Origin of the sequence: Psychromonas sp. 14N.309.X.WAT.B.A12 (assembly GCF_030397575.1) — a bacterium.
GTDB lineage: Bacteria > Pseudomonadota > Gammaproteobacteria > Enterobacterales > Psychromonadaceae > Psychromonas.
Map to the genome: position 1 here is coordinate 231,829 of NZ_JAPNXS010000001.1, position 22,912 is coordinate 254,740.

Below are 22,912 nucleotides of genomic sequence, written 5' to 3' on the forward strand. Positions count from 1 at the left end.
CTATCTTGATATCAAATATTATCTTTAGGTTAAAAGCAGGGCAGTTGTCTACCCTGCTAGTTAGTATTTATTAGGATGCTAAATTAGTGAATGTCTGGTCATTGCAGCAGGTTGCTCGATACCGATTAATTTCAGTATTGTAGGCGCCATATCGCCTAGCACACCATCTTCAATTTTCTTCAGATCTTTATCCACTAAAATCACAGGCACTGGATTTGTTGTGTGAGCCGTATGTGGGCTGCCATCTGGATTCATCATAGTTTCACAGTTACCATGATCAGCGATGATCAAGGTGGTGTAATCATTTGCAAGTGCGGCTGTTACAACATCTTTAACGCATTCATCTACAGCTTCGCAGGCTTTAATCGCTGCATCCATCATACCGGTATGACCTACCATATCACCGTTGGCAAAATTAAGACAAACAAAGTCAGCTTCGCCTTTGTTTAACTCTGGTACTAGTGCATCACGTAGTTCATAGGCACTCATTTCAGGTTTTAAATCGTATGTGGCGACTTTAGGTGAATTTTTTAAGATACGAGATTCGCCTTCAAAAGGTTCTTCTCGACCGCCTGAAAAGAAAAACGTAACGTGCGGGTACTTTTCAGTTTCCGCAATACGGATCTGTTTTTTACCATGTTTTTCTAATACTTCGCCCAGCGTGTCACTAATATTGTCTTTGTCGTAGATGACTTTTACATTTTTAAAGTCATCACTGTAATTAGTGATTGTCACGTAGTACAAGTCAAGTTTAGTAGTGTTCTGCTCTGGGAAATCTTGTTGACTCAGCATTTGTGTTAGTTCACGGCCTCGGTCGGTGCGGAAGTTAAAGAAGATAACCACATCATCTTTTTTAATGGTGGCACGAGGCTGATTTTCGTCATCAGTTAAAATGATTGGTTTAACAAACTCATCTGTGATGCCATCTGCATAACTTTGTTCAATGGCACTGATTGGATCGTTTGCTTTTACGCCAACACCATTCACTAGTGCATCATAGGCTAGTTGTACTCGTTCCCAGCGATTGTCTCTGTCCATTGCGTAGTAGCGACCAGTCATTGAAGCTATTTGTGTATTAGTGTTTTTGATGTAATTTTGTAAATCTGCAATAGAGCCTTTACCTGATTTCGGGTCTACATCGCGGCCATCGGAAAATGCGTGGACGTAAGAGTTTTCTACGCCAGCTTGTTGTGCTGCATCGATAAAGCCTTTTAAATGGCTTGAGTGTGAGTGAACGCCACCATCACTTAACAAGCCTAAAAAGTGCACATCTTTGTTGTTTTCTTTAGCGTACTGTAATGCATCAACCAATACTGGTTCTTTCGCTAGCGTGTTATTCGCAACGGCCATATTAATTTTTGCTAAGTCTTGGTACACAATGCGGCCAGCGCCAAGGTTCATGTGTCCAACTTCACTGTTACCCATTTGTCCTGTTGGTAAACCAACATGTTCACCATCGGTGCGAAGTGAGGCATTAGGGTAATCTTTATATAAAGAATCTAGAAATGGAATGTTCGCATTGTCTGGTGCTGATACTTTAGGATCTGGTGAAGTACCCCAGCCATCTAAAATCATAAGGATTGTTTTTTTATTCATAATTCACCCAATTTAATGTTTAGTTCTCATGTTCTTTTTTCTATTATTCTTACATCTCTATCAATAAGTCTAATAGGCTAATAACCCTACTTAATGATAATGGTTATTATTAATATATGTCTAATTTATGCTTAATTGATAGGTTTGTCTATGACATATCTTGTTTTTACTATGGTTATTTCCAATCAATCTGATAGGTGTAAAAGGCAAAGGTGATTATTTAAGTGATGGGGAGTGGTGATACTGAATTTAAGTACCCTAACAATTTATTTCTTGAAAGTTTTAAAAATAATATAACGCTTAACGTCGTCATTTAGTCATAGTATGCTCATACAATAAAGAAAATATATATTTTTATATTGTTGTTTTAGTTGGAATTGTTTAAGTCTACTTAGTCATGTTAATGGCAGTGAATAAACGATTTTAAAATTTTTATAGATGCGTTATTGGTTAATCCAAAGGAAAAATATGTACTCAATACCTTTTATTTTAGTACTGTTGGTTGCCCTAGAGCATGTTTATATTTTAATACTAGAAATGTTTTTATGGCATAAACCAAGAACGCTTAAGATGTTTGGTATTGAGAAAAAAGAGGCTGATGTATTAGCTGTGGTGGCCGCTAATCAGGGACTTTATAATGGTTTTTTAGCGGCAGGATTAATGTGGGGACTTGTTCATAGTAACCCCATTTTTGCACAGCAAATTCAAGTATTCTTTTTAGCGTGTATTGTCGTCGCTGCAGGTTATGGCGGTTTTACGGTGAAGAAAACAATTTGGTTAATACAGGGGCTACCCGCTCTTTTAGCTTTAGTTGCAGTGTTATTTTTTAGCTTGTAAAAGCAGGTTAATGTAATGAGGTTTTATGCAAGAGTTCGATAAATTAATGGCGATAGCAAAGCGTAAGGCTTTGCTGGATGAACACAGTCAATGGGCTAATGGCGCTGAAACTTACCTGACTGAAATAAAGAATGAAGTTGATGAAGTCATAGAGGAGATGCCTAAAAATAGACAATGTTTTCTAGAGGATGAGTTAGGTGATGTCTTGTGGGATTACCTAAATGTGTTAACTGCGCTACAAAAAGAGATGGGTATTAACCCAACTGCTGTTTTAAAAAGAGCTTGTGATAAATATGAACAGCGAGTCAGTGGTCTTGAAGCAGGTAAAACATGGACTGATATTAAGGAAGAACAAAAACAAGCGTTGCAAAAAGAGTTCTGCTCAAACAGATAATGAGCAAGTCACTTTAGACATAATATGTGTAAGCAATTTTACTGTATATAGCTATTGAGGAGTATTCATTTGCAAGGTTTTAACATAACGACCAATCCAGATGATTTAGATATTGAGTTAATCTATTCTTTTATTTCCAATACTTACTGGGCTAACAATATACCACTTGAAACATTTAAAAAATCCCTTGTTAATTCATTAGTGTTTGGTGTTTATGACGATAAAAACCAACAAGCAGGTTTTGCACGTGTTATTACTGACAAAGCGACCTTTGCGTATTTAAGTGATGTTTTTATATTAGAAGCATACCGAGGCTTAGGATTAAGTAAATTTTTGTTGCGGACCATCTGTGAGCATACCGATTTACAAGGTTTGAGACGTTTTATGTTGGTTACAAGTAGTGCGCATTCTTTGTATGCTAAATTTGGCTTTAAACCCGTTTCTAAACCTGAGATGTTGATGCAAATATGGCAACCAACAATATATGAAACAACGTAATTGCAATATTTACTGTTGAAAATAGTTATGATTAGTTGAGCAGTAACCTGTTTCTCATTTAATGTTTCTATTTATTTTTTCAAAGAAAAAGCACGATGGTCTTTTATCGTGCTTTATACCTAAAGCGTTATTTATAACTGTCTATAAATTGAATTAACTAGGTAGTTGCGAATAAATACCTCGGATCATGGTTCGTGGGTTCTCAGTACAATCTATATAAGCGGCACGACCGTGACAGATTCTACTGTTGTCCATTACCATTAATGTACCACTTTGTAATGGAAATTTAGCGGTATAAGGAGAATCTTCCTTAGCCATTTCAAAGAGGTGTTTAATGGTTCTCTGCAACCCTGGCACTTTGTCAAATCCTTCTTGCCACTGGCAGGTAATGTTTATTGCAAAACGAGCAATCAGCCTCTTTGTTTCAAGGTGGTAACCTAAGATTGGACCGGTATGACTCTCATTGATACCTTCATAGGTAGAGGCCCTTGTAAGCGCATTGGGATCAAATAAGGGCTGAATAAGAGACAAATCATTTTTGGCTAAGTGATTAATGGCTCCGATCAGATTGAACACAATACTTTCACCACCAAATTTTGCGGGTTGTTTACAGTACAAGAGCGAGGTTTGGATAGATCCTAAAGGTTCAATCGTGCCATCAACATGTAAGCCCTGGGCGTTATTACTTTCAAAACCTTCATGATTGATTTTTCCTTTTCTATTGGGCAAGTCACCAATCACGGCCATGTTGTCGGCGGTTAACTTATAATCAAAATACTTTTTGTTATAAGCTGTGGTAGCGGCTTCTCCAAGGTTTAAGGCATTGGCCACGGGAGATATTTTATCTTTAGCATTAATGGAATGAGTGTCTATTAAGACAAAACCTTGTTGATAAAACGTAGACTTTATTTCGGTTAACTCATTGATGGTATATTTATTCAGGTTTAATGCACTAAATGTAATCATTGTTCTTCCTTTCATTTTGATTATGTCAATTGAGATTGGCATAGCAAAAGGTCAGTTATTCGCTATCAATCCAATCTGATTCGCAAACTAGTTTGCATAGCTAAAGTACTGTTTTTAATAAAGACAAACAAAATGATCAGGAGGGAATATAAGTGTTGATGATTGTTTTTTTTATACTTGGAATCGGTTTCAATTAGGCAAGGAAGGTGAATTTATTTGCTGGATGAATAATACAGTTGGCTTTTACAAGTTGTATGATTGTTAGCCATTAATTAGTTTGAGGCGCAAGTTGGTTGTTTAGGCTGTATTGAATAAAATTTTGAAGGAAAATTCAGCTAATTATTCAATAACAGCTTAGTTATAGTTTTATAGTAAACTAACTCATATGTTGTTTTTGACGTTGTAAGAGTTTGCTTGGTTTATTGCTGTCTTTTTTCTGAGCTTGGTAAAGGTTAAGTGTGTTAAAGATGCTTTTTAATCCTGAAGCTTGGTAATCTTTTTCTAATTGAGGTAATACGAGCGAATGTTGCTCTGGGAAGAGAGCAAACACTGATTGAGAAATTAATTCATACAGGCGTTTCAAATTGATTTTATGCGTTTGACCTGTTTCATCAAAAATCCAGTTGGAGATAGCCATAAAGTTATCAAAAGGCTTATCTGCTAATAATAGGTCGAGTGTGTGTTTAAATCGACCTGAATTACCTATCATATCCCAGTATCGCGCAAAGCGATTAACCAGTTGCATTGTCGCAAAATCAACTCTGTCGGTACTTAATATATTAAAGGGTGGCAGTGGATTAAAGCGCAGATCGAAGTTTTCTGTATGTCGAATGATTGGGCTACCTTTAAGGCGCTTTAAAATACCCATTTGAATTTCATGTGGTTTACAAGCGTACAGTTGATCGAAGCTATCTTTAAATGTCTCAAATGTTTCGCCAGGTAATCCGAAGATTAAATCTGCGTGAATATGTGCCGTGGTGTTTTCTTTTAACCAGATTAAATTTTCTTTGGATTTTGGATTGTTTTGTTTACGACTGATATTGGTTTGCACTTCTTGATCAAAGGTTTGTATACCTATTTCAAACTGTAGGGTATTTTCTGGAAATAAAGCGAGCATCTCTTTTAGCTTTCTTGGTAAGTGATCTGGCACTACTTCAAAGTGTAGGTAAAGATCCTCTGTCATTCTATCCAAGAAGAACTGCATAATTTGTAAGGAGGTTTTAATGTCTAAATTAAAGGTTCTATCAATAAATTTAAAGTTACGAGCACCACGTTGGTACAAGGTTTCCATCTGCTTTAGAAAGGCGGTTAACTCGTAAGGGTTTGATTTTGTATCTAAAGAGGATAAACAAAACTCGCACTTAAATGGGCAACCACGTGATGCTTCTACGTACAATAATCGATTTTTTAAATCTTCATCACTGTAATACTGGTAAGGCATTTCCAAATTTTTTAAATCTACTGGCTTAGATTTGATCACTTTAATATCAGGTGCATTATCACTTAAAATATCTCTACACAGATCATAAAAACTGATGTCAGCTTCGCCAGTTAATACGTAGTCAGCAGTTTGTACGATAGGTTGTGATTCAGATTCATAGCTGACTTCCGGACCGCCTAATATAATTTTTACATGCGGGGCGATCACTTTTAATAGGCTAACTACATTAGTGGTTTCAATAATATTCCAAATATACACACCAAAGCCTACAATAGTAGGGTTAGCCGCTAGTATTTGCTCTACAATATCCAAAGGACGTGTATGGATAACAAACTCTTTAACTTCACAATTCGCTTGTAGATCCTTTAAATTAGCATATAAGTAACGTAGCCCTAAACTGGAGTGAATATATTTAGAGTTAAGTGTGGAGAGTATGATGCTGGAGGAAGATAAGCCCTCAATAACAGGCGCCACTACTTCAGTGTTAGCAGTGCGCATAATAGTGAGTTCATTATCGAATTGTTGAATAGCCATGAAAGTTCTTTTATGTCGGGAGAATATATGCGCGACATAATACATTAATCGTGATGAAGATTCAGTGCTTGATTGATTGGAACTGTGAACAACCATTATGTGAAAGTAATGAAGTGCGATTAATATTAATAATATGACTATTGCATTTGTTGTTCTTAAGGTTAAATAGAATTCATTTATCCACTATACATTTGCCATACAGCTTTACACTCGCTGTATACTAGTGTTGTTTACAGTGGCAGTATTTTACCGTTTTAATATTTGGAGTTGTTATATGCCCTATGAGCTGGGTAGTCGTTTAGTCATTGGTGTCGCATCTAGTGCGATGTTTGATTTGACTGAATCCGATACGGTTTTTCGCATCAAAGGTGAAGAAGAATACCGTAAATATCAAACAAAACATGTGGATGTACCATTACCTAAGGGACCATCATTTTCATTTGTTAAGCGTTTATTATCGCTCAATAATTTAACCGATGATGCTAAGTCTGACCCATTGGTTGAAGTGGTGTTGTTGTCACGTAATGACCCAGATACAGGGCTACGTGTCATGAAATCCATTAAGCACCATAACTTACCTATTTCTCGGGCTATTTTTATGCAAGGTAAGTCGCCTTATCAATATATACCTGCATTAAGTATCTCTCTGTTTTTATCAGGCAACTCCTCTGATGTAAAAGAAGCGATTAGATTAGGCTATCCGGCAGGGCATGTGATGAAATCTGCAATTATTGATGAAGATGATGATGATTTACGTATTGCATTCGACTTTGATGGTGTGCTGGCCGACGATGAGTCTGAAACCGTGATGCATAAAACTAATGATCTTAATCAGTTTCATGAGCACGAAACTAAAAATGTGCTACAACCTCATAATCCTGGACCATTGAAAGAATTTTTGGTGAAAGTGTCTGCAATTCAAAAAATTGAAGAGCATAAGAAGAAAAATGATCCCGAATACCGTAATCGTTTACGTGTATCGATTGTGACTGCGCGTAATGCACCTTCCCATGAAAGAGCGTTAAATACCTTAAAAGAGTGGGGCGTGATGACCAATGATGCTTTTTTCTTAGGCGGGGTGGATAAAGGGTTGATTTTGGCTGTATTAAAACCACATATTTTCTTTGATGACCAATCGGGTCATTTAAGCTCGACAAGTACCGTTGCTCCATCTGTGCATATCCCTTTTGGTGTTAAAAATGCAGGATAGCCTTAGCATTCGAGCTTATAGTAAACAACAAAAAGGACATGTGCACTCCTATCATCAGTTAGTTCTGCCTATCTTAGGGACAATTATTCTAGAGCTAGAAGGTTATACAGGTAAGGTATCGGTAGGAGAGTGTGTAGTAATACCGGCACAAGTATTTCATCTTTTTAAAGCTGATGAAGCCGCTCGCTTTATTGTGGCTGATCTCAATGAACTGCCTGACAATTTATTGAGAATGGCCTCTTTAGTATTCTCAATGTCAGCGCCGCTGCGTACTTATCTATCATTTATTGAGCAGCAATTAGAGTATAAGGTTGATAAGTCTTTAGAAAAAATGATGATTGAGATGTTTAACAAGTTGTTATCGGAACAGAGAGCAGAAGAGCAAATCGATCCACGAATACGTCGTGTATTGCAAACTATCTCTGATGATCTATCTCAGTCTTTTAATATTAATCAACTGGCTGAAATGGCATGCCTTAGCCCAACACAATTTAAAAAGGTATTTAAACAATGCACCGGACAAAGTGTGCTACAACATATTACGGTACAGCGCATGGAGAAAGCCAAAGCGCTATTAACTCACACTGATGCCCCAGTGCAATTGATATCAGAACAAGTCGGATATAGTGATATCTCTGCTTTCAGTCGTCGCTTTTCTCAATTTTACAAACTATCTCCCCGCCAAATAAGAAGTTAAGTAAGTCTTTAATGATAAAAAAAGCGTCTTAACTGCAAACTAAGTGTTAAATTATTACTTTACTATTTGAAGCATAAATCAATTCGTAAAGGAATCTAACATTGAGCCAATTAACAGTGAGCCCTAAGGCAAGTAAACAGGGAGTGTTTGCTATATTATTTTCCTCATTATTATGGGGAACAACGGGAACTGCAGCTTCTTATGCTTCTAGTATTAGTCCTTTAGCAATCGGTTCTTTTACCATGGGCATTGGCGGATTATTGCTTGCCATCAATGGGGCTAAACACATACGTTTAGATATTAACAGACTGCTTCAAGCTCGTTATGTCTTGTTGATTGGCGCAATCGCTTTAGCTATTTATCCATTAGCCTTTTATAGCGCTATGCGGTTATCCGGTGTTGCTATTGGTACGGTTGTCTCGATTGCTAGTGCACCATTCTTTGTTGCGATTATCGAGCGACTTTTTAGCAAAGAAAATAATATCGATGGTTACTGGTTATTTAGTTTGCTGTTGGGGGCAATAGGCATTGCTTTTTTAGCCAGTACAGAAACCAGTGTATCAAGTAGTACACTAGACATGAGTAATAAATATTTGGGCATTTTATTGGGCTTTGTTGCTGGCTTTACTTATGCTTTATACTCTTGGGCAGCTAAAGCTCTAATCAACCGTGGTGTTAGCTCTAAATCAGCCGTAGGCAGTATATTTGGTTTAGGTGGTATATTGTTGGTGCCTGTATTTTTATTGAACACCAATACATTTATTATTTCGTCAGTGAATACTATGGTGTTGCTTTATATTGCCATTATTCCTATGTTTATCGGTTACCTGTGCTTTGGTTTTGGTTTAAAAACAATTCATGCAAGTAAAGCGACACTATTAACCCTTTTTGAACCTGCTGTTGCTGCTATATTTGCTGTGTGTGTAGTGGGAGAGTCAATCTCATTATTAGGTTGGTTTGGTCTATTTTTGATTATGATCTGTTTATTGTTACAGTCATATAAAAGCTAAATGAGTAGCGCTATATCAGTCATGTTGTTTATTGTTTTTGTGATAGCCCATTAATTTGTAGAATCGTTTTACATGTTGGGTAAAAACTGTTCTGAAAATTCATTTGCAGGAATTGCTTTGGCATAAAAATAACCTTGTCCAAAGTGACATTGCTGTTGTTTAAGGAAATCGATATGACTTTGTTTTTCTATGCCTTCTGCGACTACTTTTATATCTAAACTATGCGCTATCGAAATGATCGCGGAGGTGAGGGCTTTATCGTAAATACCTCGGTCAATATCTAGAATAAAACTGCGATCTATTTTTAATCCATCAACTTCAAAGTGGCGCAAGTACGCTAAAGAGGAGTAACCCGTACCAAAATCGTCTAACCAGACTTCAACTCCAAGCTCTCTAATTGCATTGAGCATACTTTTAGCTTCATTTTCGTCACGCATCAATAATGTTTCAGTTACTTCTATATGTAAGTTACCTGCTTCAATTTGATATTTTTTGAGCATCCTTTTAAATATACCAGTAGGATTATTTTGATAAATTTGTCTGGCTGACATGTTGAGTGCGAGGTGGAAGGGCTGACCATTTAGTTGAGACTTCCATTGTTTGAGTTGTTTACATGCACTTTGTATAATCCAGTCACCCATTGGGATGATTAACCCAGTTTCCTCTGCAATAGAAATAAATTGATCAGGGTAGATTATTCCTAATTCAGGATGGTTCCAGCGTAATAGGGCTTCTGCACCGCAAAGGGTATTATTTGTTAAATCAAATTGCGGTTGATACCAGAGCTCTAGTTGTTCTAAATTCACTAAAGCTTTGCGTAAATCTCTTTCTAATTTTGCTCTATTTTTTATGTGTTGGTCCATCTCTAGTGTGAAGTAACTAAAGGTATTTTTACCCACTTTTTTGGCTTGAAACATGGCAATATCTGCATTTTTTATTAATTCTTCTGCATTTTTTCCGTCGTTAGGAAATTTTGCGATTCCTACACTGGCTGCAACGATCACTTGTTCTGTGTTAATTGTAATGGGAGCTCGAATTTTTCTTATAAGTGTTTGTGTAAAATGATTAATGTCTTTTTCTACTCTAATTTGAGGTAAGCAGATTAAAAACTCATCCCCACCAATGCGAGCGATTAAAGCATCATCTAAATGAGGTGGGGTCATATTATTTTTTGTTAAGTGACCTTTAATTCGCTCAGAAATTTCACATAATAGGTGATCGCCAGCTTTATGACCAAAATTATCATTGACCATTTTAAAGTCATCTAAATCGATAAATAACACCACAAATTTTTGGTGAGTCTTTAAACAGTTAGTGATTAGTTTAGAGGTGTGCTCAATGAACATTGGTCTATTAGGTAGTGAAGTTAATGAATCATGATATGCAAGGAAAGTGATCTCTTCAGTACGTGCTTTTAGCTTTTTGCCCATTTTATTAAAACTTTGTGCTAACTCGCCAATTTCATCGTTTCTTTGTACGCTGTTCACTAGATCAAACTTACCCTTACCAATCTGCTTTGCATGTAATGCTAATGCTTGAATAGGACGTACTAATGAATTGGAAATAAAAATAGAGAGTAATAAACCGATAAAACTTAATACAATGGCTGCAAGTAACAAGATAAGCGTGATACTTTTTAGACTTTGTTGGTTTTCTTGTAAGAAAATATCGGACATTTGATCAATATCGTTATTAATTTGTTTCAATGAAAGTTCTAAAGACACGCCTCCTAGTAACATATTCCCAAGTAAAATAGGTTTGGCTATGGTTAATGTATGGTTATCCACAGCAGTATAATTTTTCTTACGATTAATCACTGAATCTAATACGGCTGTGTTTTGAATAGCTACTCCAAGGTTTTTAGGATACATTTGCCCATCATGAAATAGCGCTCCTTGGCTATCAAAAACATAAATTGCTTGTATCTCTGTATTGGTTAATGCGGGAGCAAGGAGGTGATAAGTTGCATATAAATCATGTTGGTATAATGGGTTAACTAAAGATTCTGTAAGGTAGTCTAAGACACCAATATTTCTCTTTTTCATCTGTTCAAGCAAACTTGTGCTGGTGCTTAAGGTTGTTTGTTGCAATATGGTTTGCGCGTTTTTATTAAAAAAGTAAAGTTGAACACAAGATAATATGAACACAGTCAGTAATACTGTGATCATATGAATTGATACATAGCGACCTCTTAATCGTAATGAAGGAAGCTTAGTTTTAAGTATTTCTAATAATTTATAATGGATAGATATTTCCTAAGTTTATAGTTGATTAGAAACAATTTCTTGTAGTGCTTTTGTAATCACCATAATAGAGTCTTGTTCAGACAGTGGTTCATATTTTTTAGTTTCTTGATGAGCTAATAAAGCTTCTTGCCCTTTTGGTGTTTGATCTGCGTTTAGTAGCAAATTGGTGACTGCTTGTTTTATACGAGGATCGATATTTGAACGGATTAACTCTACACCGCGAGGGAAGTGCTCACTTTCATAAAATACTGAGAGAGATTGTTTAAATGTGTCTGGCATATCTTTTGGGTTTTCCCAATTTAAATTACTGAATGCACCTGCATCAACAATATTGTTATTTACCCATGCGGAAATATTAATCTCACTGTTAGCAAAAACATACCCAATCTTTCCTTTTGGAGGCTTATCTCTGATACTTTTTAAAGGATATAGCTCAAAGCCATTGCGAATTAGCGTTGCAGAAGGGATAAAAAAAGCACTAGTTGAACCAGGATCTTGAAAAGCGATTGTCTTATCAACCAAATCTGCTAGTGAATTGATGCCGCTATCTTTACGTGCAAAAATCAACGTACAGTAATTAGCCACGCCTTTTTTCCAACGTCTAAGTATTACTTCTGCATGATCGGTTTGGCTTAAAATAGTCGCAGAAAAAGCGGTTTCAGAAACTAAATCTACTTTTCCTTGTTCAATATATTGGCGCATTTGTTGATTATCTTTTGCAAATATGACATTGCCTTTTTTAATGCCGTATTGATGTAAGTTTACAGCGAGATAATCTGCTAAAGGTTTTAATGTTTTAAAATGTTTTTTTGGGTTGTCGCTAACACGCCCAATAACAAATGAGTCTCGTTCAAATGGAGTCTCTGGTGTATCGGTAGCACATACATTAGGAATAATAAGTAGTAAAGCAGGTAGGAGAATTAACCTCTTTGTAGAAAAGAAATGTAATAATATTGGTGTTAAGTTCATTGAAAATGCTCTCTTATGATTTTTAGAGCTTAAATATTTAATGATGACAAACATCAAACGACCGTAATAAATAATATTTGTAGATTAAATAGCTTAAAAATCAAACGCTCAATCAATAGAATATTAGCTTAGCTTATCAAAAATAACACCTCATAATGGTTATTATTTTCAGCTTATTTGACCTTGGTTAATTTATCAGGATTTTAACGTTTGCTTTATGAATAAGATTAAGAAAAACTGTGTCTTCTTAATCTTATTCATAAAGAGTTAAACAATATGAGTTTATGCGCTGAAGTTGCTATTTTTAAAGTTTCTAAACAAAATATCCCTGAGGTAATGCGTGTAAGTCTATTAATTTTCGAAGAGATTAATCAGCATGGTCAGTTGATTTCTTCCTACGATATTTTACAGAGTACTACTCGTGAAGATGAAGTTTGTTGGCAACTGACTTGGACAAGTGAGCAAGCTGTTAAGCAAGCGGCTGAGCTTTGGTATAGCCTACCGAGCCGTGAAGTATTAGAATCACTGGTGGGTGAAAAGCTTTATTATGGGCATTTCACTAGTATGCTATAAAGCATAAGCAATACTTCAGACGATTACAGGTTGTCTGCCTCTAAATTTTCAGCCAAACGAGCTTGTTTATTGCTGTGGATCACTGCGGTAAGTGCCACGGTTGAAGAAAGTAACATGATCAGTACCACAGGTTGTAAATACCCCATACTAATGAATGCTGCAAAGGCACTCACTGTGGCTCCCATTGCACATTGAAAAGCCCCTAACACTGCTGAAGCTGTGCCTGCATTTTTGCCAAAATATTTTAAGAAACATGCATTACAATTTGCCATTACCCCACCGTTTGCACTGATCATTAACATAAAGCCAATTACAGTGAGTGTTAAATTATTAGGTGCTAACCAGCTCGAAGTGACTAGTAAAATACCACCTGAAAATTGCATCGTTAAAAAGCATCTTGCTAAAGTTGCGGGTTCAAATCGGTTTAATAGTAGTGTGTTTAGTCGATTAATAAAGATTAACCCACCAATATTTAAGGCAAAAAGTTGAGTGAAGGTAGTGGTGCTAACTTCATAAATAGACAAGTAAATCATTGCGGAGTTAGTAACAAAGGTCATCATTACTGCAAAGGCAAAAGCTTGGGCCATCATATAGCCGATCCCTTGTTTGTGTTTAAATACTTCAATAAACTTTATGCCTTTATTACGCTCAATGGTGATTGCTAATAACTTTTTTTGCTTCTTTGATTGATGTGGAACGTATTTTTTCGCCATCAGCATAGCGACACAGGAAAACCCGGCTGTAAAGTAGAAAATCCAATGCCATGATTGTAACGATAGAATTAAATTGCCAATGGTCGGTGCAATAGATGGCGCTATCATCATTATCAATGCTACAAGAGCAAATAGTTTGGCCGCCTCTTTACCGTCAGCATTGTCGCGAATTGTTGCAGGGACTCCAACAATTGCGATACCACCGCCAATGGCTTGCATTAATCGCCATCCCCATAACCAAGCAATATGAGTGCTGGTGGTAAGTAATAAACTTGCTGAAGCAAAGATCGCTAAGCCTAGCAACATGATAGGCAATCTACCGTGTTTATCAGAAAGTGGGCCGCCAATTAGCTGACCAATAGCTAACCCTAAAATATATAAACTGACGGTGACTGACAATAAGGAGATATCAACCTGCATTTCATTGGCGATTAATGGAATAGCCGGTAAGTAACTGTCGATGGCAAAAGGTGATATGGCATAGATAGATGACAAAGTAATAATTAATCGTTTGCTGACTTTGTTAGGCTGTGGTGTTGTCATCTTGACCTCAAGTTTATATTTTCAAGAGGATGATAAGGGGCTTTTAGTTAGCAGGCAAGGTTTGTTGTGTGAAGATCGTATCTTTATAAACTTACAAGCTGGTAAAATATTTAAATTCAATTAGATAGCATTTATATTGAATAGTTGTCATTCCTTTAAAGTTGTTCTTACATTTCATTGAATCACATTTATGGACGTATCGTTTAACTATATTTTATTGATATATGTGTAGACAGATAACTACAAAACATAAGTAACTATGGTATAAATGTTTACTCATTTAGTTTTCGAGTTGTTATATGTATTCTACCTTGCAGCAATATTTTGGCTTTGATCAGTTTCGCCCTGGGCAAGAGTCCGTCATTCAATCTCTTTTAGCAGGGCACAGTGCTGCGGCTATTTTTCCTACTGGCTCAGGAAAAAGTCTCTGCTATCAATTACCCGCGTTACATCTACCGCATTTAACTTTGGTCGTTTCTCCTTTGTTAGCTTTGATTCAAGATCAACTGGATTTTTTACAAAGTAAAGGAATTCAAGCGGCGAGCATTCAATCTATGCAAACTGGCGCAGAAGCAGCTGACGTTTATAAACGTGTTAGCGAAGGTCAAATTAAGATTTTGTTTATCTCAGTGGAACGTTTAAACAGTGAACGTTTTAGAACTTTTTTGAAGCAAGTTCCTATCTCATTGATGGTGGTTGATGAAGCACACTGTATTAGTGAATGGGGGCACAATTTTAGACCCGATTATTTAAAATTAGCGACTTATCGAGAACAGTTTTCTATTGAACAAGTGCTGCTACTTACTGCCACAGCGACTGAAAAAGTGATCCATGACATGGCAGATAAATTTCACATTCAACCTGAGCATATTACGTTAACGGGTTCCTATCGTTCGAATCTGAATCTTTCTGTATTAGGTGTTGATGAGCAGAATAAATTACCTTGTTTAGTACCTTGGCTGGAAAGTAAAGTAGGTCAAGCTGGGGTCATTTATGTCACGTTACAGAAAACGGCGGAACAGGTAGCTGAAGCATTAACTCAAGCAGGTGTCAGGGCAACGGCCTATCACGCAGGGTTAGGTAATGAACAAAGGCAACAAATTCAACAACAGTTTATGAGTGGTCAGTTACCGTTAATCGTAGCAACCATTGCTTTTGGTATGGGTATTGATAAAAGTGATATTCGTTTTGTGGTGCATTATGATTTACCTAAGTCCATTGAAAACTATGCTCAGGAGATCGGTCGTGCAGGACGAGATGGCAAAACCTCAGAATGCCTGGTCTTAGCTAATAAAAATAATCTAAATGTACTAGAAAACTTTGTTCATGCGGATACACCAGAAGCCAGTGCAGTGGACTTTATTATCGAAGAGATAAGCAAGGCACAGGGGCAATGGGAAGTCGTAATGAACAGCTTATCAACCCAATCCAATATTCGCTTGTTAGCCTTAAAAACATTATTAGTTTATCTCGAATTAGAAGCGGTGATCGAGCCTGCTTATAGTTATTATGCAGAATACAAATATAAATTATTAGTATCTGAAGTTGAGTTGGTGGGCCGCTTTCATGGTGAAAAAGCGCACTTTGTACAAACAATTTTAGCCACTTCTGATAAAGCTCGTACTTGGTCTTCTTTAAATTTTGAACGTATGCAAACTAAGGTTCAATGTGACCGGAGTAGAGTGCTAACCGCATTAGATTATCTTGATCAACAAGGGTTGATCGAACTGCAAACAAAACAGATGACGCAGGTCTACAAAGTTGATAAATCCAATATTACTAAAGATTTACGTGATGAACTGATTACTCGATTTTTACAAAAAGAGAAGAGTGAAGTTCAACGTATTCACCATTTGTTAGATTTTTTTGCAAGTGATCAGTGTTTAAATTGGCAACTTGCTCATTATTTTTCAGATCGACGTTTACAAAGTCAATGCGGACATTGCTCTGTGTGTGTCGGTCAGCCTGCAGTGATGCCGCCAGTACCGACGTTAACACCTTTACAGACATATGATCCTGTTCAGTTAAGTCAGTCTATTGCAGCAAGATTAGGTGAGCACGATAGCTATATATTAAGAGCACGATTTTTATGTGGATTAACTACGCCAATATTTACGCGTTTAAAAGTACGTCAATTAACAGGGTTTGCTTCATTAGCACATTATCGCTTCTCAGATGTACTTAATTGGTTGACTAAAGAACACGAGTAAATTTAACACTAAAATTTTATTATGAACTGATGGTTAAAATAGCTTGTTTTAGCCTGAAAAAAGAGGAATTTATATGTATAAACTGATTGCCCTAGATATTGATGGCACATTAATGACGCCCGATAAGAAAATCACCGCTGAAAATAAAGCTGCTATTGATGCCGCTCGTGCTAAGGGGGTGCGTGTTGTATTAGTATCTGGACGTCCAACTAGTGGTATGAGAGGTGCATTAGAAGAGTTAGGCATGACTAGCAATGATGATTATGTCTTAAGTTTTAATGCCTCTGTGGTGCAGCAAGTTAAAAGTGGTGAGATTATTCGTAGTCAAATTTTGAAGGGCAAAGATGCAAAAAAAATAGCTGCATTAGCTGATTTACTGGGGTTACATGTACATGCCTTTTGTGCAAAAAGAGGCTTAGTAACGCCAGCACATAATGAATACACGGATTTAGAGTCTCGCACTAATGGCGAATTAATTACCTTATTCGACTTTAATGAGTTTGATGACGACGACGCTATTTTGAAAGTGATGATCATTGATAAACCAGAAAAATTAACGGATGCTATTGAAAAGTTACCCGCTGAATTATACGAGCAATTTACTATTCTAAAAAGTGCACCTTTCTTTTTAGAGTTTTTGAATAAACAAAGTAACAAAGGTATCGGTGTTAAGGCGATTGCTGAATACTTTTCAATTCCAGCTGAGCAAGTTATGTGTGTTGGTGATGCTGGCAATGACTACCATATGCTTAAGTACGCTGGCTTGGGTGTGGCCATGGGCAATGCTACCGACGATATAAAAGAGATCGCAGATTATGTCACATTGTCTAATACTGAAAGTGGTGTCGCTAAAGCGATTCAAAAGTTTGTGTTAGATGTTTAATACCAATCATACTAATTAACGGATCTATTTCACTGGTTATAATAACTTATTTCTTCGTTGTAATTTTCGTAAAAGGAAACAGTCATTTACTTTAATTTACACCCTAAACTAAGTCATTTTTCCTGCGCGAAATTCAGAGCATTTATTTAATATAGTCGGTATAAATAATCTATTGACTTATGTAAGGGTAATCGCAGTTATTAACTAACTGTAAGTGAGGCGAAATGAAGTTTTTGGTATTTTTAGGTTCGGTACGTGATAGTACACCTCCTAAACCTGCAAGATTAGGAGAAAGAGTGGCAGAGGCTTGTCTCTCCTGTTTGCAGGGGCGATATAGGGAGCATCAGTTTGAGCTAGTTGATGCCTTAGACTATTCATTAGGAACTGTTTTCAAACCTCATTTCGCCTATGCTAAAAGTCAAATGCCAGCAGATTTGGATTCATTAGCTGAAAAAATTAAACAAAGTGATGGTTATATTATGGTTAGCCCGGAATATAATCACTCTATGAGTCTAGCTTTGAGTCATTTGTTAAATCACTTTGGTAGTTCACTATTTTCATATAAACCGAGTGCGATTGTCACCTACTCTGCTGGGCAATGGGGGGGAATGAGAGCGGCCGTCGCTATGCGTACATTTTTGTCTGAATTAGGTTGTTTATCGGTTTCATCGATGATTCACATTCCCAAAGCGCAAGACGTTTTTGCCGCTGATGGTGCGATCCAGGAGCCTCAAGATCAAGATTCATGGTTTGACTATTTTACACAAACTTTTAACCAACTTATGTGGTGGGCAGAGGCGACTCATCAACAAAGACAGTTGCTTGACCCGTTAAGTATGGGGAGAACATTTAAACGTTCACCTTCAGAAAGAAATGCACCATAAATAGAGAGCTAAAATTAAGCTTAAAATATTAATTAGTTAGCTAATTTCAGTTAGAATACTCCGTATTAACTGATGCTATTTACAATAAGTAGCTCAATAAAAGCAGTGGTATATAGTATTCAGTGATGTTGTGAACAACCATTATTGAACGGCGGCTATAGTAAGGTAAATTTTAGCGATGGAACTTTTTTACAGCCACCAACAGGTGGTGGATTTTACCCGTGTTTATCTCGCGGTTTTTTACTCTTTTGTTGCTTTATTTTATACTGTTCGTATTATAAGAAAACAGCAAAAACTACAATCTAAATCAGTGATTTTTCCAGGCAAACGTTTTTGTAATACTTGGTGGAATCACATGACCTTCCGAGTGTTTAGAGCTGCGATTTGGCTTGTTTGTTTGATTCGCTTAGCATTTATTGATGTTGATAATTATCTGGGTACCATCTCTTTTTTAAATACAGCAAGTGTTATTGTCTTAGGCAATGTATTGTTAACACTTGGTTTCCTTTCTACTGTTTTTATCCATTTATTATTAGGTAAGCATTGGCGAACGGGGATTGACCCAAGTGGACCAGCATATCTACAAACTACTGGTGTTTATAGCTATTCTCGTCATCCTATGTTTGTCAGTATTATGCTATCACAGTTAGGTTTTTTCTTGGCATTACCTTCATTGTTTTCATTGGCTTGTTTAGTGATTGGTGTGATTGCATTACAACGTCAAAGCATTGCTGAAGAAAAGCATTTATTAAACATTTTTCCTGCTAATTATGCTACTTATCAAGCGCAAGTATCAAAGTGGTTATAGCAAGCATTTGATTAAAGCGCCAATCACCGACTAAGGTGTGGTTGATTGGCACTTGGCTCTTATTTTGTTAACGCGGGCAGCTCCACAGCGTAGAGATCACCACTTCGATTGGTAATATACAAGGTACTCATCGCTTTCCCTCCTAGGGCACAGTTAGTGGTGCGCAATGAATTAGGTAATGTTATTTTCCCCCAGTGCTGTCCTGTTGCTGAAAATACTTCAATACCAGTACGAGTCGCAACGTATAGATTGCCTTTTTTATCAATGGTCATTCCATCTGCATTTTGTGCAAAAACAAACTCTCGCTCATTTAATAACATCCCCTTTGAATTAACGTCATAAGCTAAAATAGGCCCAGATTGGTCATCTGAAATAGCGACATATAAGATGTTTTGTTGTGCATTAAAAAGGATGCCATTAGGTTTTTCATCTAACGGCATTTTTTTGATTAAGTTAATCTTGCCACTAGGATAACGCACATAAATGCCATTAAATCCTAAGTCAGAGGCTTTTCCTCTTAATCCAAAAGGAGGGTCAGTAAAGAATACACTGCCATCGTGAAATACTGCTATATCATTGGGAGAGTTAAACTTTTTACTCTCTCCATCGAGTTCAAGACGACTAATAAACGGCACGACCTCTGAAGTACTAAGGTCCATGCGTGATATCATTCTGGTTTTTTGCTCTGCCGCGAGTAAAAATCCTTGGTTATCTAATGCGAGGCCGTTTGCGCTATTACTGGGATTGCGTAAAACGGATAAGGTATCTGTTTCTGCCTCTAAGATATAAATAGTGTCACCAGGAATATCACTGAAGATCAACGAATTGGATTTTTTATGCCAAACAGGGCCTTCAGTGGAGATAAATCCACTGGCAACCACTTTTACTTCTCCGATGTTCTGTAATGGGTTGTGATCGGTTTCTGACTGGGTATCTTGTTGTGCATGTAAGCTTGTTAAAACAGCGCTGAAGGTTAATAAACTTAAGGTGGCCCATTTTATAGAGTTAACTATCGACATGATTAATTCCTTTATCATTTATATATATTTTTTTTGTAAAAATGTATGGCGGCTATTACCATCTTAGTCTGTAGATAACAAAATTTTGCATTAAAAGTAAACAAACTAATCCCTTTAAATAACAGACCTAGATTAGTTATAAGAGTTCACAAAGAGTTTGGATTGTTTGTTTACTGCAGAGGTATCAATTAGCAAGCTTGCTCATGACAATTTAATGACTTTAAGTGGAGTGTGTTATTAAAAATAGTTGGGTTTTCAATCTGTTTAAGCATCTGTTGGTTTGGTAAACAGTCATCATCAACATAATCGACGAAGTCACCAGAGGAGTCAAAAACAAGCGTATCAAACGCCAATCTATCTTGACCATATAAACCACGGTGGATCATATCTGCTGAAAACACTAACAAATCACCGGTATTAAGTGGGATCTTTTTACCAGAGGACAGTTCATCGCTACTGAACTTACGTTTTCTCGCTAATCGTACGTCTAATTCTTCCTGAGTATCCCAGCGTTTATGTGACCCTGGTACTAACTCCATTCCTGGTTCGTCGAACAATGGCACTCGAAAATGCACTACTTGTGTGTCTTTAATTGCTTGTTGTTGACCTGCAAGATCGTGGTCATATTGACAATCTCGATGCCAAAAATTTTCTTGTGTTGTTGTGCATGGGTTAAAGAATAGTTGAGTATTCATAAAGGCAGGTTTATGAGGAATAATGGTTTCAATTACCTGTGTCATTTTAGCTGAACTGATGAAATTAAATAGTTGTAATCTTTCAGCGGCTGCTAAGTACTGTGTACCTGTAATTAAAGATGAATTAAATGCCTCTGTTTGATAGAAATGCTGATTATCCTGTTGCCAGTTTTGGTGAAATAACAGAACGACTTGTCGTAATGGTATTAGTTCATCTGCGTTGAAATAATCTTTTAACACAAAGTACCCCTGTTGGTCATAGGTTACTTTTAAATCATTTAACGTTTCGTTCATATTGCTGCGATTACCTTAAGTCTATTTCAAGGGAGAATAGTTGAGCGCGAATAATAGCGGAATCACTGATAAACATTAATCATTATCTTGCCGTTTAATCAAATTGGCTAATTCAATAATACCTTGTTCTCTTTCTAACGCCGTTTTTTCACTAAAATTAAGACGCATGCAATGTCGGAACTTACCAGTGGCAGAAAATAAAGTGCCTGGGGCAATACTGACTTTGCTGGTTTTACTTTGTGCATATACCTTAACGGTATCGTAGCGTTTACTAAGCTCTACCCAAAGTATGTAACCACCTTGTGGAAAGCTAATACGAGTACCTGTTGGGAAGTGTTGTTTAATACATTGAATTAAATGATCTCGTCCTTGTTTATATAACAATCGGACTTTACGTGTATGACGAGCGTAGGCACCTGATTGAATAAAATCTGCTATCGCTAGTTGCGGTAAAGTAGGGCACATGGAGCTACTTACGTATTTAATGTGGGTCACTTTGTCACGATAACGGCCTGGGGCAATCCAACCAACACGAATGCCCGGTGCAACACTTTTTGAAAAGGAGCTACATAATAAGACGCGGCCATCTTCGTCAAAGGATTTAATGGTTTTAGGTCGTGGTGATTGGTAACTGATATCACCATATATATCATCTTCAATGATACTAATATCATAACTTTGTGCGAGTTGATAAAGGCGTTTTTTATCAGCTTCAGACATACTGTAACCCATAGGGTTATTGACGGTTGGAGTCACTAATATGGCTTTAATAGGCCATTGCTCTAGCGCTAATTCTAAGGCCTCTAAACTTAACCCATTTTCGGAATTGGTTGGTATTTCAATGGCTTTTAAGTTTGCTGCTTTAATTGCCTGCATTGACCCATAAAAACTTGGTGATTCAACAGCCACAATATCCGATGGTTCTGTTACTGCGCGTAAACAAACAGATAATGCTTCTTGGCAACCTGATGTGATTACCAAATCATCGGGGTGAAGTACACAACCAGAATAAGTGGCTAGCTCTACTATTTGCTCTCGTAATGCCAATGTTCCTTTTATGTCGCAGTATGGGAGGCTAAGCTCTGCTTGTTGACGCATTAACCAAGACATTTTTTTTAGCAATGGTGACAGACTAGAGGTTTTCATATTAGGCATTGCATGTTGAAGTTGTATTTTCTGTGTATCTTCTTTAGCTAACAACACTTCTAAAACATCTTGCCATTGCGATACTTCAATGGGGCGCTGTGCCGGCCTAGATGTAAAAGGTAGGCTGGGTGAATCCATCTTATGGGCAACAAAATAGCCTGATTTAGGACGTGCTTCTATTAACCCCTCCATTTCAAGTTGATGGTAGGCTTGTTGTACGGTGGAGATACTCACTTCAAATTCTGTTACTAACTGACGAATGGAGGGTAACTTGTCTCCTTCCACAAATAATCCTGTCTGTATGTTTTCACGTAATGCATTTGCAATTTTTTCGTAAAGTTTGAGTGCTGTTACCATTGTTTTCCTCCCTGAAAGCAAGTTTGATTCTACCATAGAGCCATATACTAGAATAAAAGTGCATTACTTAACCATACAGAACGGACGATTTTTATGCATACAGAGGGTATTTACGCCTATCTGTATCTAAAAAATAATATTATTTGAATCTGTATTGATTTTTTTCGTTATTTACAATCATTTGGCATTCAAAAATTGAATTAATAAATTAAATGATAAGTATCAGGAGGCTCAATGCAGTATTTAAATAGAATATTATTGTTATGTAGGCAGCATCAAACACGACAGCAATTACGTAATATACCTCGCTTAATCCTTAAGGATATTGGTAAGACACAATATCAAGTCGACAAAGAACTCACTAAAAGTAGTGCTAAAAACATTATTTA

The 22,912-nt window shown here is 36.8% G+C and carries 20 protein-coding genes; 11 read left to right on the top strand and 9 right to left on the bottom strand.

Annotation, left to right across the window (positions count from 1 at the left end):
• Positions 1-78: 78 nt before the first annotated feature.
• A complete protein-coding gene (gene gpmI, locus OW492_RS01080; protein ID WP_290037823.1) occupies positions 79-1,596 on the bottom strand; it encodes a 2,3-bisphosphoglycerate-independent phosphoglycerate mutase in 1,518 nt (505 codons plus the stop codon).
• 468 nt (positions 1,597-2,064) lie between these two features.
• Here gpmI and OW492_RS01085 point away from each other — a divergent pair, with 468 nt between their 5' ends.
• The 3 genes from OW492_RS01085 to OW492_RS01095 all read left to right on the top strand — a co-directional run bounded on the left by OW492_RS01085 (position 2,065) and on the right by OW492_RS01095 (position 3,325).
• Positions 2,065-2,433 (top strand): DUF1304 domain-containing protein, encoded by a 369-nt coding sequence (locus tag OW492_RS01085; RefSeq protein ID WP_290037824.1) that lies wholly within the window; start codon positions 2,065-2,067, stop codon positions 2,431-2,433.
• A 25-nt stretch (positions 2,434-2,458) separates the two neighbouring features.
• Positions 2,459-2,827: a MazG nucleotide pyrophosphohydrolase domain-containing protein gene (locus OW492_RS01090; RefSeq protein ID WP_290037825.1), complete on the top strand. Its 369-nt coding sequence runs from the start codon at positions 2,459-2,461 to the stop codon at positions 2,825-2,827.
• A gap of 69 nt (positions 2,828-2,896) precedes the next feature.
• Positions 2,897-3,325, top strand: a complete 429-nt coding sequence (locus OW492_RS01095; RefSeq protein ID WP_290037827.1) for a GNAT family N-acetyltransferase — start codon at positions 2,897-2,899, stop codon at positions 3,323-3,325.
• 153 nt (positions 3,326-3,478) lie between these two features.
• Here OW492_RS01095 and OW492_RS01100 read toward each other — a convergent pair whose 3' ends face one another.
• Together OW492_RS01100 and OW492_RS01105 are read right to left on the bottom strand one after the other, a co-directional pair.
• Entirely contained in the window at positions 3,479-4,291 is an 813-nt protein-coding gene (locus OW492_RS01100) for a TauD/TfdA family dioxygenase (RefSeq protein ID WP_290037829.1), read from the bottom strand.
• Positions 4,292-4,667: 376 nt separating this feature from the next.
• Positions 4,668-6,266: a radical SAM protein gene (locus OW492_RS01105; protein ID WP_290037831.1), complete on the bottom strand. Its 1,599-nt coding sequence runs from the start codon at positions 6,264-6,266 to the stop codon at positions 4,668-4,670.
• 274 nt (positions 6,267-6,540) lie between these two features.
• Between OW492_RS01105 and OW492_RS01110 the strand changes: the two genes are divergently transcribed.
• From OW492_RS01110 to OW492_RS01120, 3 genes are all read left to right on the top strand, one after another.
• Entirely contained in the window at positions 6,541-7,476 is a 936-nt protein-coding gene (locus tag OW492_RS01110; protein ID WP_290037832.1) for a 5'-nucleotidase, read from the top strand.
• Positions 7,466-8,173 carry an AraC family transcriptional regulator gene (locus OW492_RS01115; RefSeq protein ID WP_290037834.1) on the top strand — a complete coding sequence of 236 codons (708 nt, stop codon included), beginning with the start codon at positions 7,466-7,468 and terminating at the stop codon, positions 8,171-8,173. The genes OW492_RS01110 and OW492_RS01115 overlap by 11 nt, the downstream gene beginning before the upstream one ends.
• A gap of 101 nt (positions 8,174-8,274) precedes the next feature.
• Positions 8,275-9,183 carry a DMT family transporter gene (locus tag OW492_RS01120; protein ID WP_290037836.1) on the top strand — a complete coding sequence of 303 codons (909 nt, stop codon included), beginning with the start codon at positions 8,275-8,277 and terminating at the stop codon, positions 9,181-9,183.
• Between the two features lie 68 nt (positions 9,184-9,251).
• Here the strand turns inward: OW492_RS01120 and OW492_RS01125 are convergent, their stop codons facing one another.
• Both OW492_RS01125 and OW492_RS01130 read right to left on the bottom strand, forming a co-directional pair.
• Entirely contained in the window at positions 9,252-11,228 is a 1,977-nt protein-coding gene (locus OW492_RS01125; protein ID WP_290037838.1) for an EAL domain-containing protein, read from the bottom strand.
• A gap of 216 nt (positions 11,229-11,444) precedes the next feature.
• Positions 11,445-12,398: a phosphate/phosphite/phosphonate ABC transporter substrate-binding protein gene (locus OW492_RS01130; protein ID WP_290037840.1), complete on the bottom strand. Its 954-nt coding sequence runs from the start codon at positions 12,396-12,398 to the stop codon at positions 11,445-11,447.
• A 276-nt stretch (positions 12,399-12,674) separates the two neighbouring features.
• Between OW492_RS01130 and OW492_RS01135 the strand changes: the two genes are divergently transcribed.
• Positions 12,675-12,971, top strand: coding sequence for a hypothetical protein (locus tag OW492_RS01135; protein ID WP_290037842.1), 297 nt, complete (start codon positions 12,675-12,677; stop codon positions 12,969-12,971).
• A 23-nt stretch (positions 12,972-12,994) separates the two neighbouring features.
• Here OW492_RS01135 and OW492_RS01140 read toward each other — a convergent pair whose 3' ends face one another.
• Positions 12,995-14,227 (bottom strand): multidrug effflux MFS transporter, encoded by a 1,233-nt coding sequence (locus OW492_RS01140; RefSeq protein ID WP_290037845.1) that lies wholly within the window; start codon positions 14,225-14,227, stop codon positions 12,995-12,997.
• A 299-nt stretch (positions 14,228-14,526) separates the two neighbouring features.
• Between OW492_RS01140 and OW492_RS01145 the strand changes: the two genes are divergently transcribed.
• The 4 genes from OW492_RS01145 (at position 14,527) to OW492_RS01160 (ending at position 19,012) form a co-directional block, all read left to right on the top strand.
• On the top strand, positions 14,527-16,437 hold the full coding sequence (locus OW492_RS01145) for a RecQ family ATP-dependent DNA helicase (RefSeq protein ID WP_290037847.1): 1,911 nt from the start codon (positions 14,527-14,529) through the stop codon (positions 16,435-16,437).
• A gap of 73 nt (positions 16,438-16,510) precedes the next feature.
• Positions 16,511-17,320 (top strand): sugar-phosphatase, encoded by an 810-nt coding sequence (yidA, locus tag OW492_RS01150; protein WP_290037849.1) that lies wholly within the window; start codon positions 16,511-16,513, stop codon positions 17,318-17,320.
• Positions 17,321-17,544: 224 nt separating this feature from the next.
• On the top strand, positions 17,545-18,204 hold the full coding sequence (locus OW492_RS01155) for an NAD(P)H-dependent oxidoreductase (protein WP_290037851.1): 660 nt from the start codon (positions 17,545-17,547) through the stop codon (positions 18,202-18,204).
• A gap of 178 nt (positions 18,205-18,382) precedes the next feature.
• Complete coding sequence (locus OW492_RS01160; protein WP_290037853.1) at positions 18,383-19,012, top strand: isoprenylcysteine carboxylmethyltransferase family protein; 630 nt, start codon at positions 18,383-18,385, stop codon at positions 19,010-19,012.
• A gap of 59 nt (positions 19,013-19,071) precedes the next feature.
• Here the strand turns inward: OW492_RS01160 and OW492_RS01165 are convergent, their stop codons facing one another.
• The 3 genes from OW492_RS01165 to OW492_RS01175 form a co-directional block, all read right to left on the bottom strand.
• Positions 19,072-20,031: an SMP-30/gluconolactonase/LRE family protein gene (locus OW492_RS01165; RefSeq protein WP_290037855.1), complete on the bottom strand. Its 960-nt coding sequence runs from the start codon at positions 20,029-20,031 to the stop codon at positions 19,072-19,074.
• A 188-nt stretch (positions 20,032-20,219) separates the two neighbouring features.
• Positions 20,220-21,020, bottom strand: coding sequence for a phytanoyl-CoA dioxygenase family protein (locus OW492_RS01170; protein WP_290037857.1), 801 nt, complete (start codon positions 21,018-21,020; stop codon positions 20,220-20,222).
• 75 nt (positions 21,021-21,095) lie between these two features.
• Positions 21,096-22,523 carry a PLP-dependent aminotransferase family protein gene (locus tag OW492_RS01175; protein WP_290037859.1) on the bottom strand — a complete coding sequence of 476 codons (1,428 nt, stop codon included), beginning with the start codon at positions 22,521-22,523 and terminating at the stop codon, positions 21,096-21,098.
• Between the last annotated feature and the right edge of the window lie 389 nt (positions 22,524-22,912).

What these genes read in the sequence shown, in the direction of transcription:
- OW492_RS01125 (WP_290037838.1), bottom strand. Translation starts at nt 11,228, where the DNA reads ATGAAAAAGAGAAATATTGGTGTCTTAGACTACCTTACAGAATCTTTA.
- OW492_RS01155 (WP_290037851.1), top strand. Translation starts at nt 17,545, where the DNA reads ATGAAGTTTTTGGTATTTTTAGGTTCGGTACGTGATAGTACACCTCCT.
- yidA (WP_290037849.1), top strand. Translation starts at nt 16,511, where the DNA reads ATGTATAAACTGATTGCCCTAGATATTGATGGCACATTAATGACGCCC.
- OW492_RS01160 (WP_290037853.1), top strand. Translation starts at nt 18,383, where the DNA reads ATGGAACTTTTTTACAGCCACCAACAGGTGGTGGATTTTACCCGTGTT.
- OW492_RS01145 (WP_290037847.1), top strand. Translation starts at nt 14,527, where the DNA reads ATGTATTCTACCTTGCAGCAATATTTTGGCTTTGATCAGTTTCGCCCT.
- OW492_RS01110 (WP_290037832.1), top strand. Translation starts at nt 6,541, where the DNA reads ATGCCCTATGAGCTGGGTAGTCGTTTAGTCATTGGTGTCGCATCTAGT.
- OW492_RS01175 (WP_290037859.1), bottom strand. Translation starts at nt 22,523, where the DNA reads ATGGTAACAGCACTCAAACTTTACGAAAAAATTGCAAATGCATTACGT.
- OW492_RS01165 (WP_290037855.1), bottom strand. Translation starts at nt 20,031, where the DNA reads ATGTCGATAGTTAACTCTATAAAATGGGCCACCTTAAGTTTATTAACC.
- OW492_RS01135 (WP_290037842.1), top strand. Translation starts at nt 12,675, where the DNA reads ATGAGTTTATGCGCTGAAGTTGCTATTTTTAAAGTTTCTAAACAAAAT.
- OW492_RS01115 (WP_290037834.1), top strand. Translation starts at nt 7,466, where the DNA reads ATGCAGGATAGCCTTAGCATTCGAGCTTATAGTAAACAACAAAAAGGA.
- OW492_RS01090 (WP_290037825.1), top strand. Translation starts at nt 2,459, where the DNA reads ATGCAAGAGTTCGATAAATTAATGGCGATAGCAAAGCGTAAGGCTTTG.
- OW492_RS01170 (WP_290037857.1), bottom strand. Translation starts at nt 21,020, where the DNA reads ATGAACGAAACGTTAAATGATTTAAAAGTAACCTATGACCAACAGGGG.
- OW492_RS01105 (WP_290037831.1), bottom strand. Translation starts at nt 6,266, where the DNA reads ATGGCTATTCAACAATTCGATAATGAACTCACTATTATGCGCACTGCT.
- OW492_RS01100 (WP_290037829.1), bottom strand. Translation starts at nt 4,291, where the DNA reads ATGATTACATTTAGTGCATTAAACCTGAATAAATATACCATCAATGAG.
- gpmI (WP_290037823.1), bottom strand. Translation starts at nt 1,596, where the DNA reads ATGAATAAAAAAACAATCCTTATGATTTTAGATGGCTGGGGTACTTCA.
- OW492_RS01130 (WP_290037840.1), bottom strand. Translation starts at nt 12,398, where the DNA reads ATGAACTTAACACCAATATTATTACATTTCTTTTCTACAAAGAGGTTA.
- OW492_RS01140 (WP_290037845.1), bottom strand. Translation starts at nt 14,227, where the DNA reads ATGACAACACCACAGCCTAACAAAGTCAGCAAACGATTAATTATTACT.
- OW492_RS01085 (WP_290037824.1), top strand. Translation starts at nt 2,065, where the DNA reads ATGTACTCAATACCTTTTATTTTAGTACTGTTGGTTGCCCTAGAGCAT.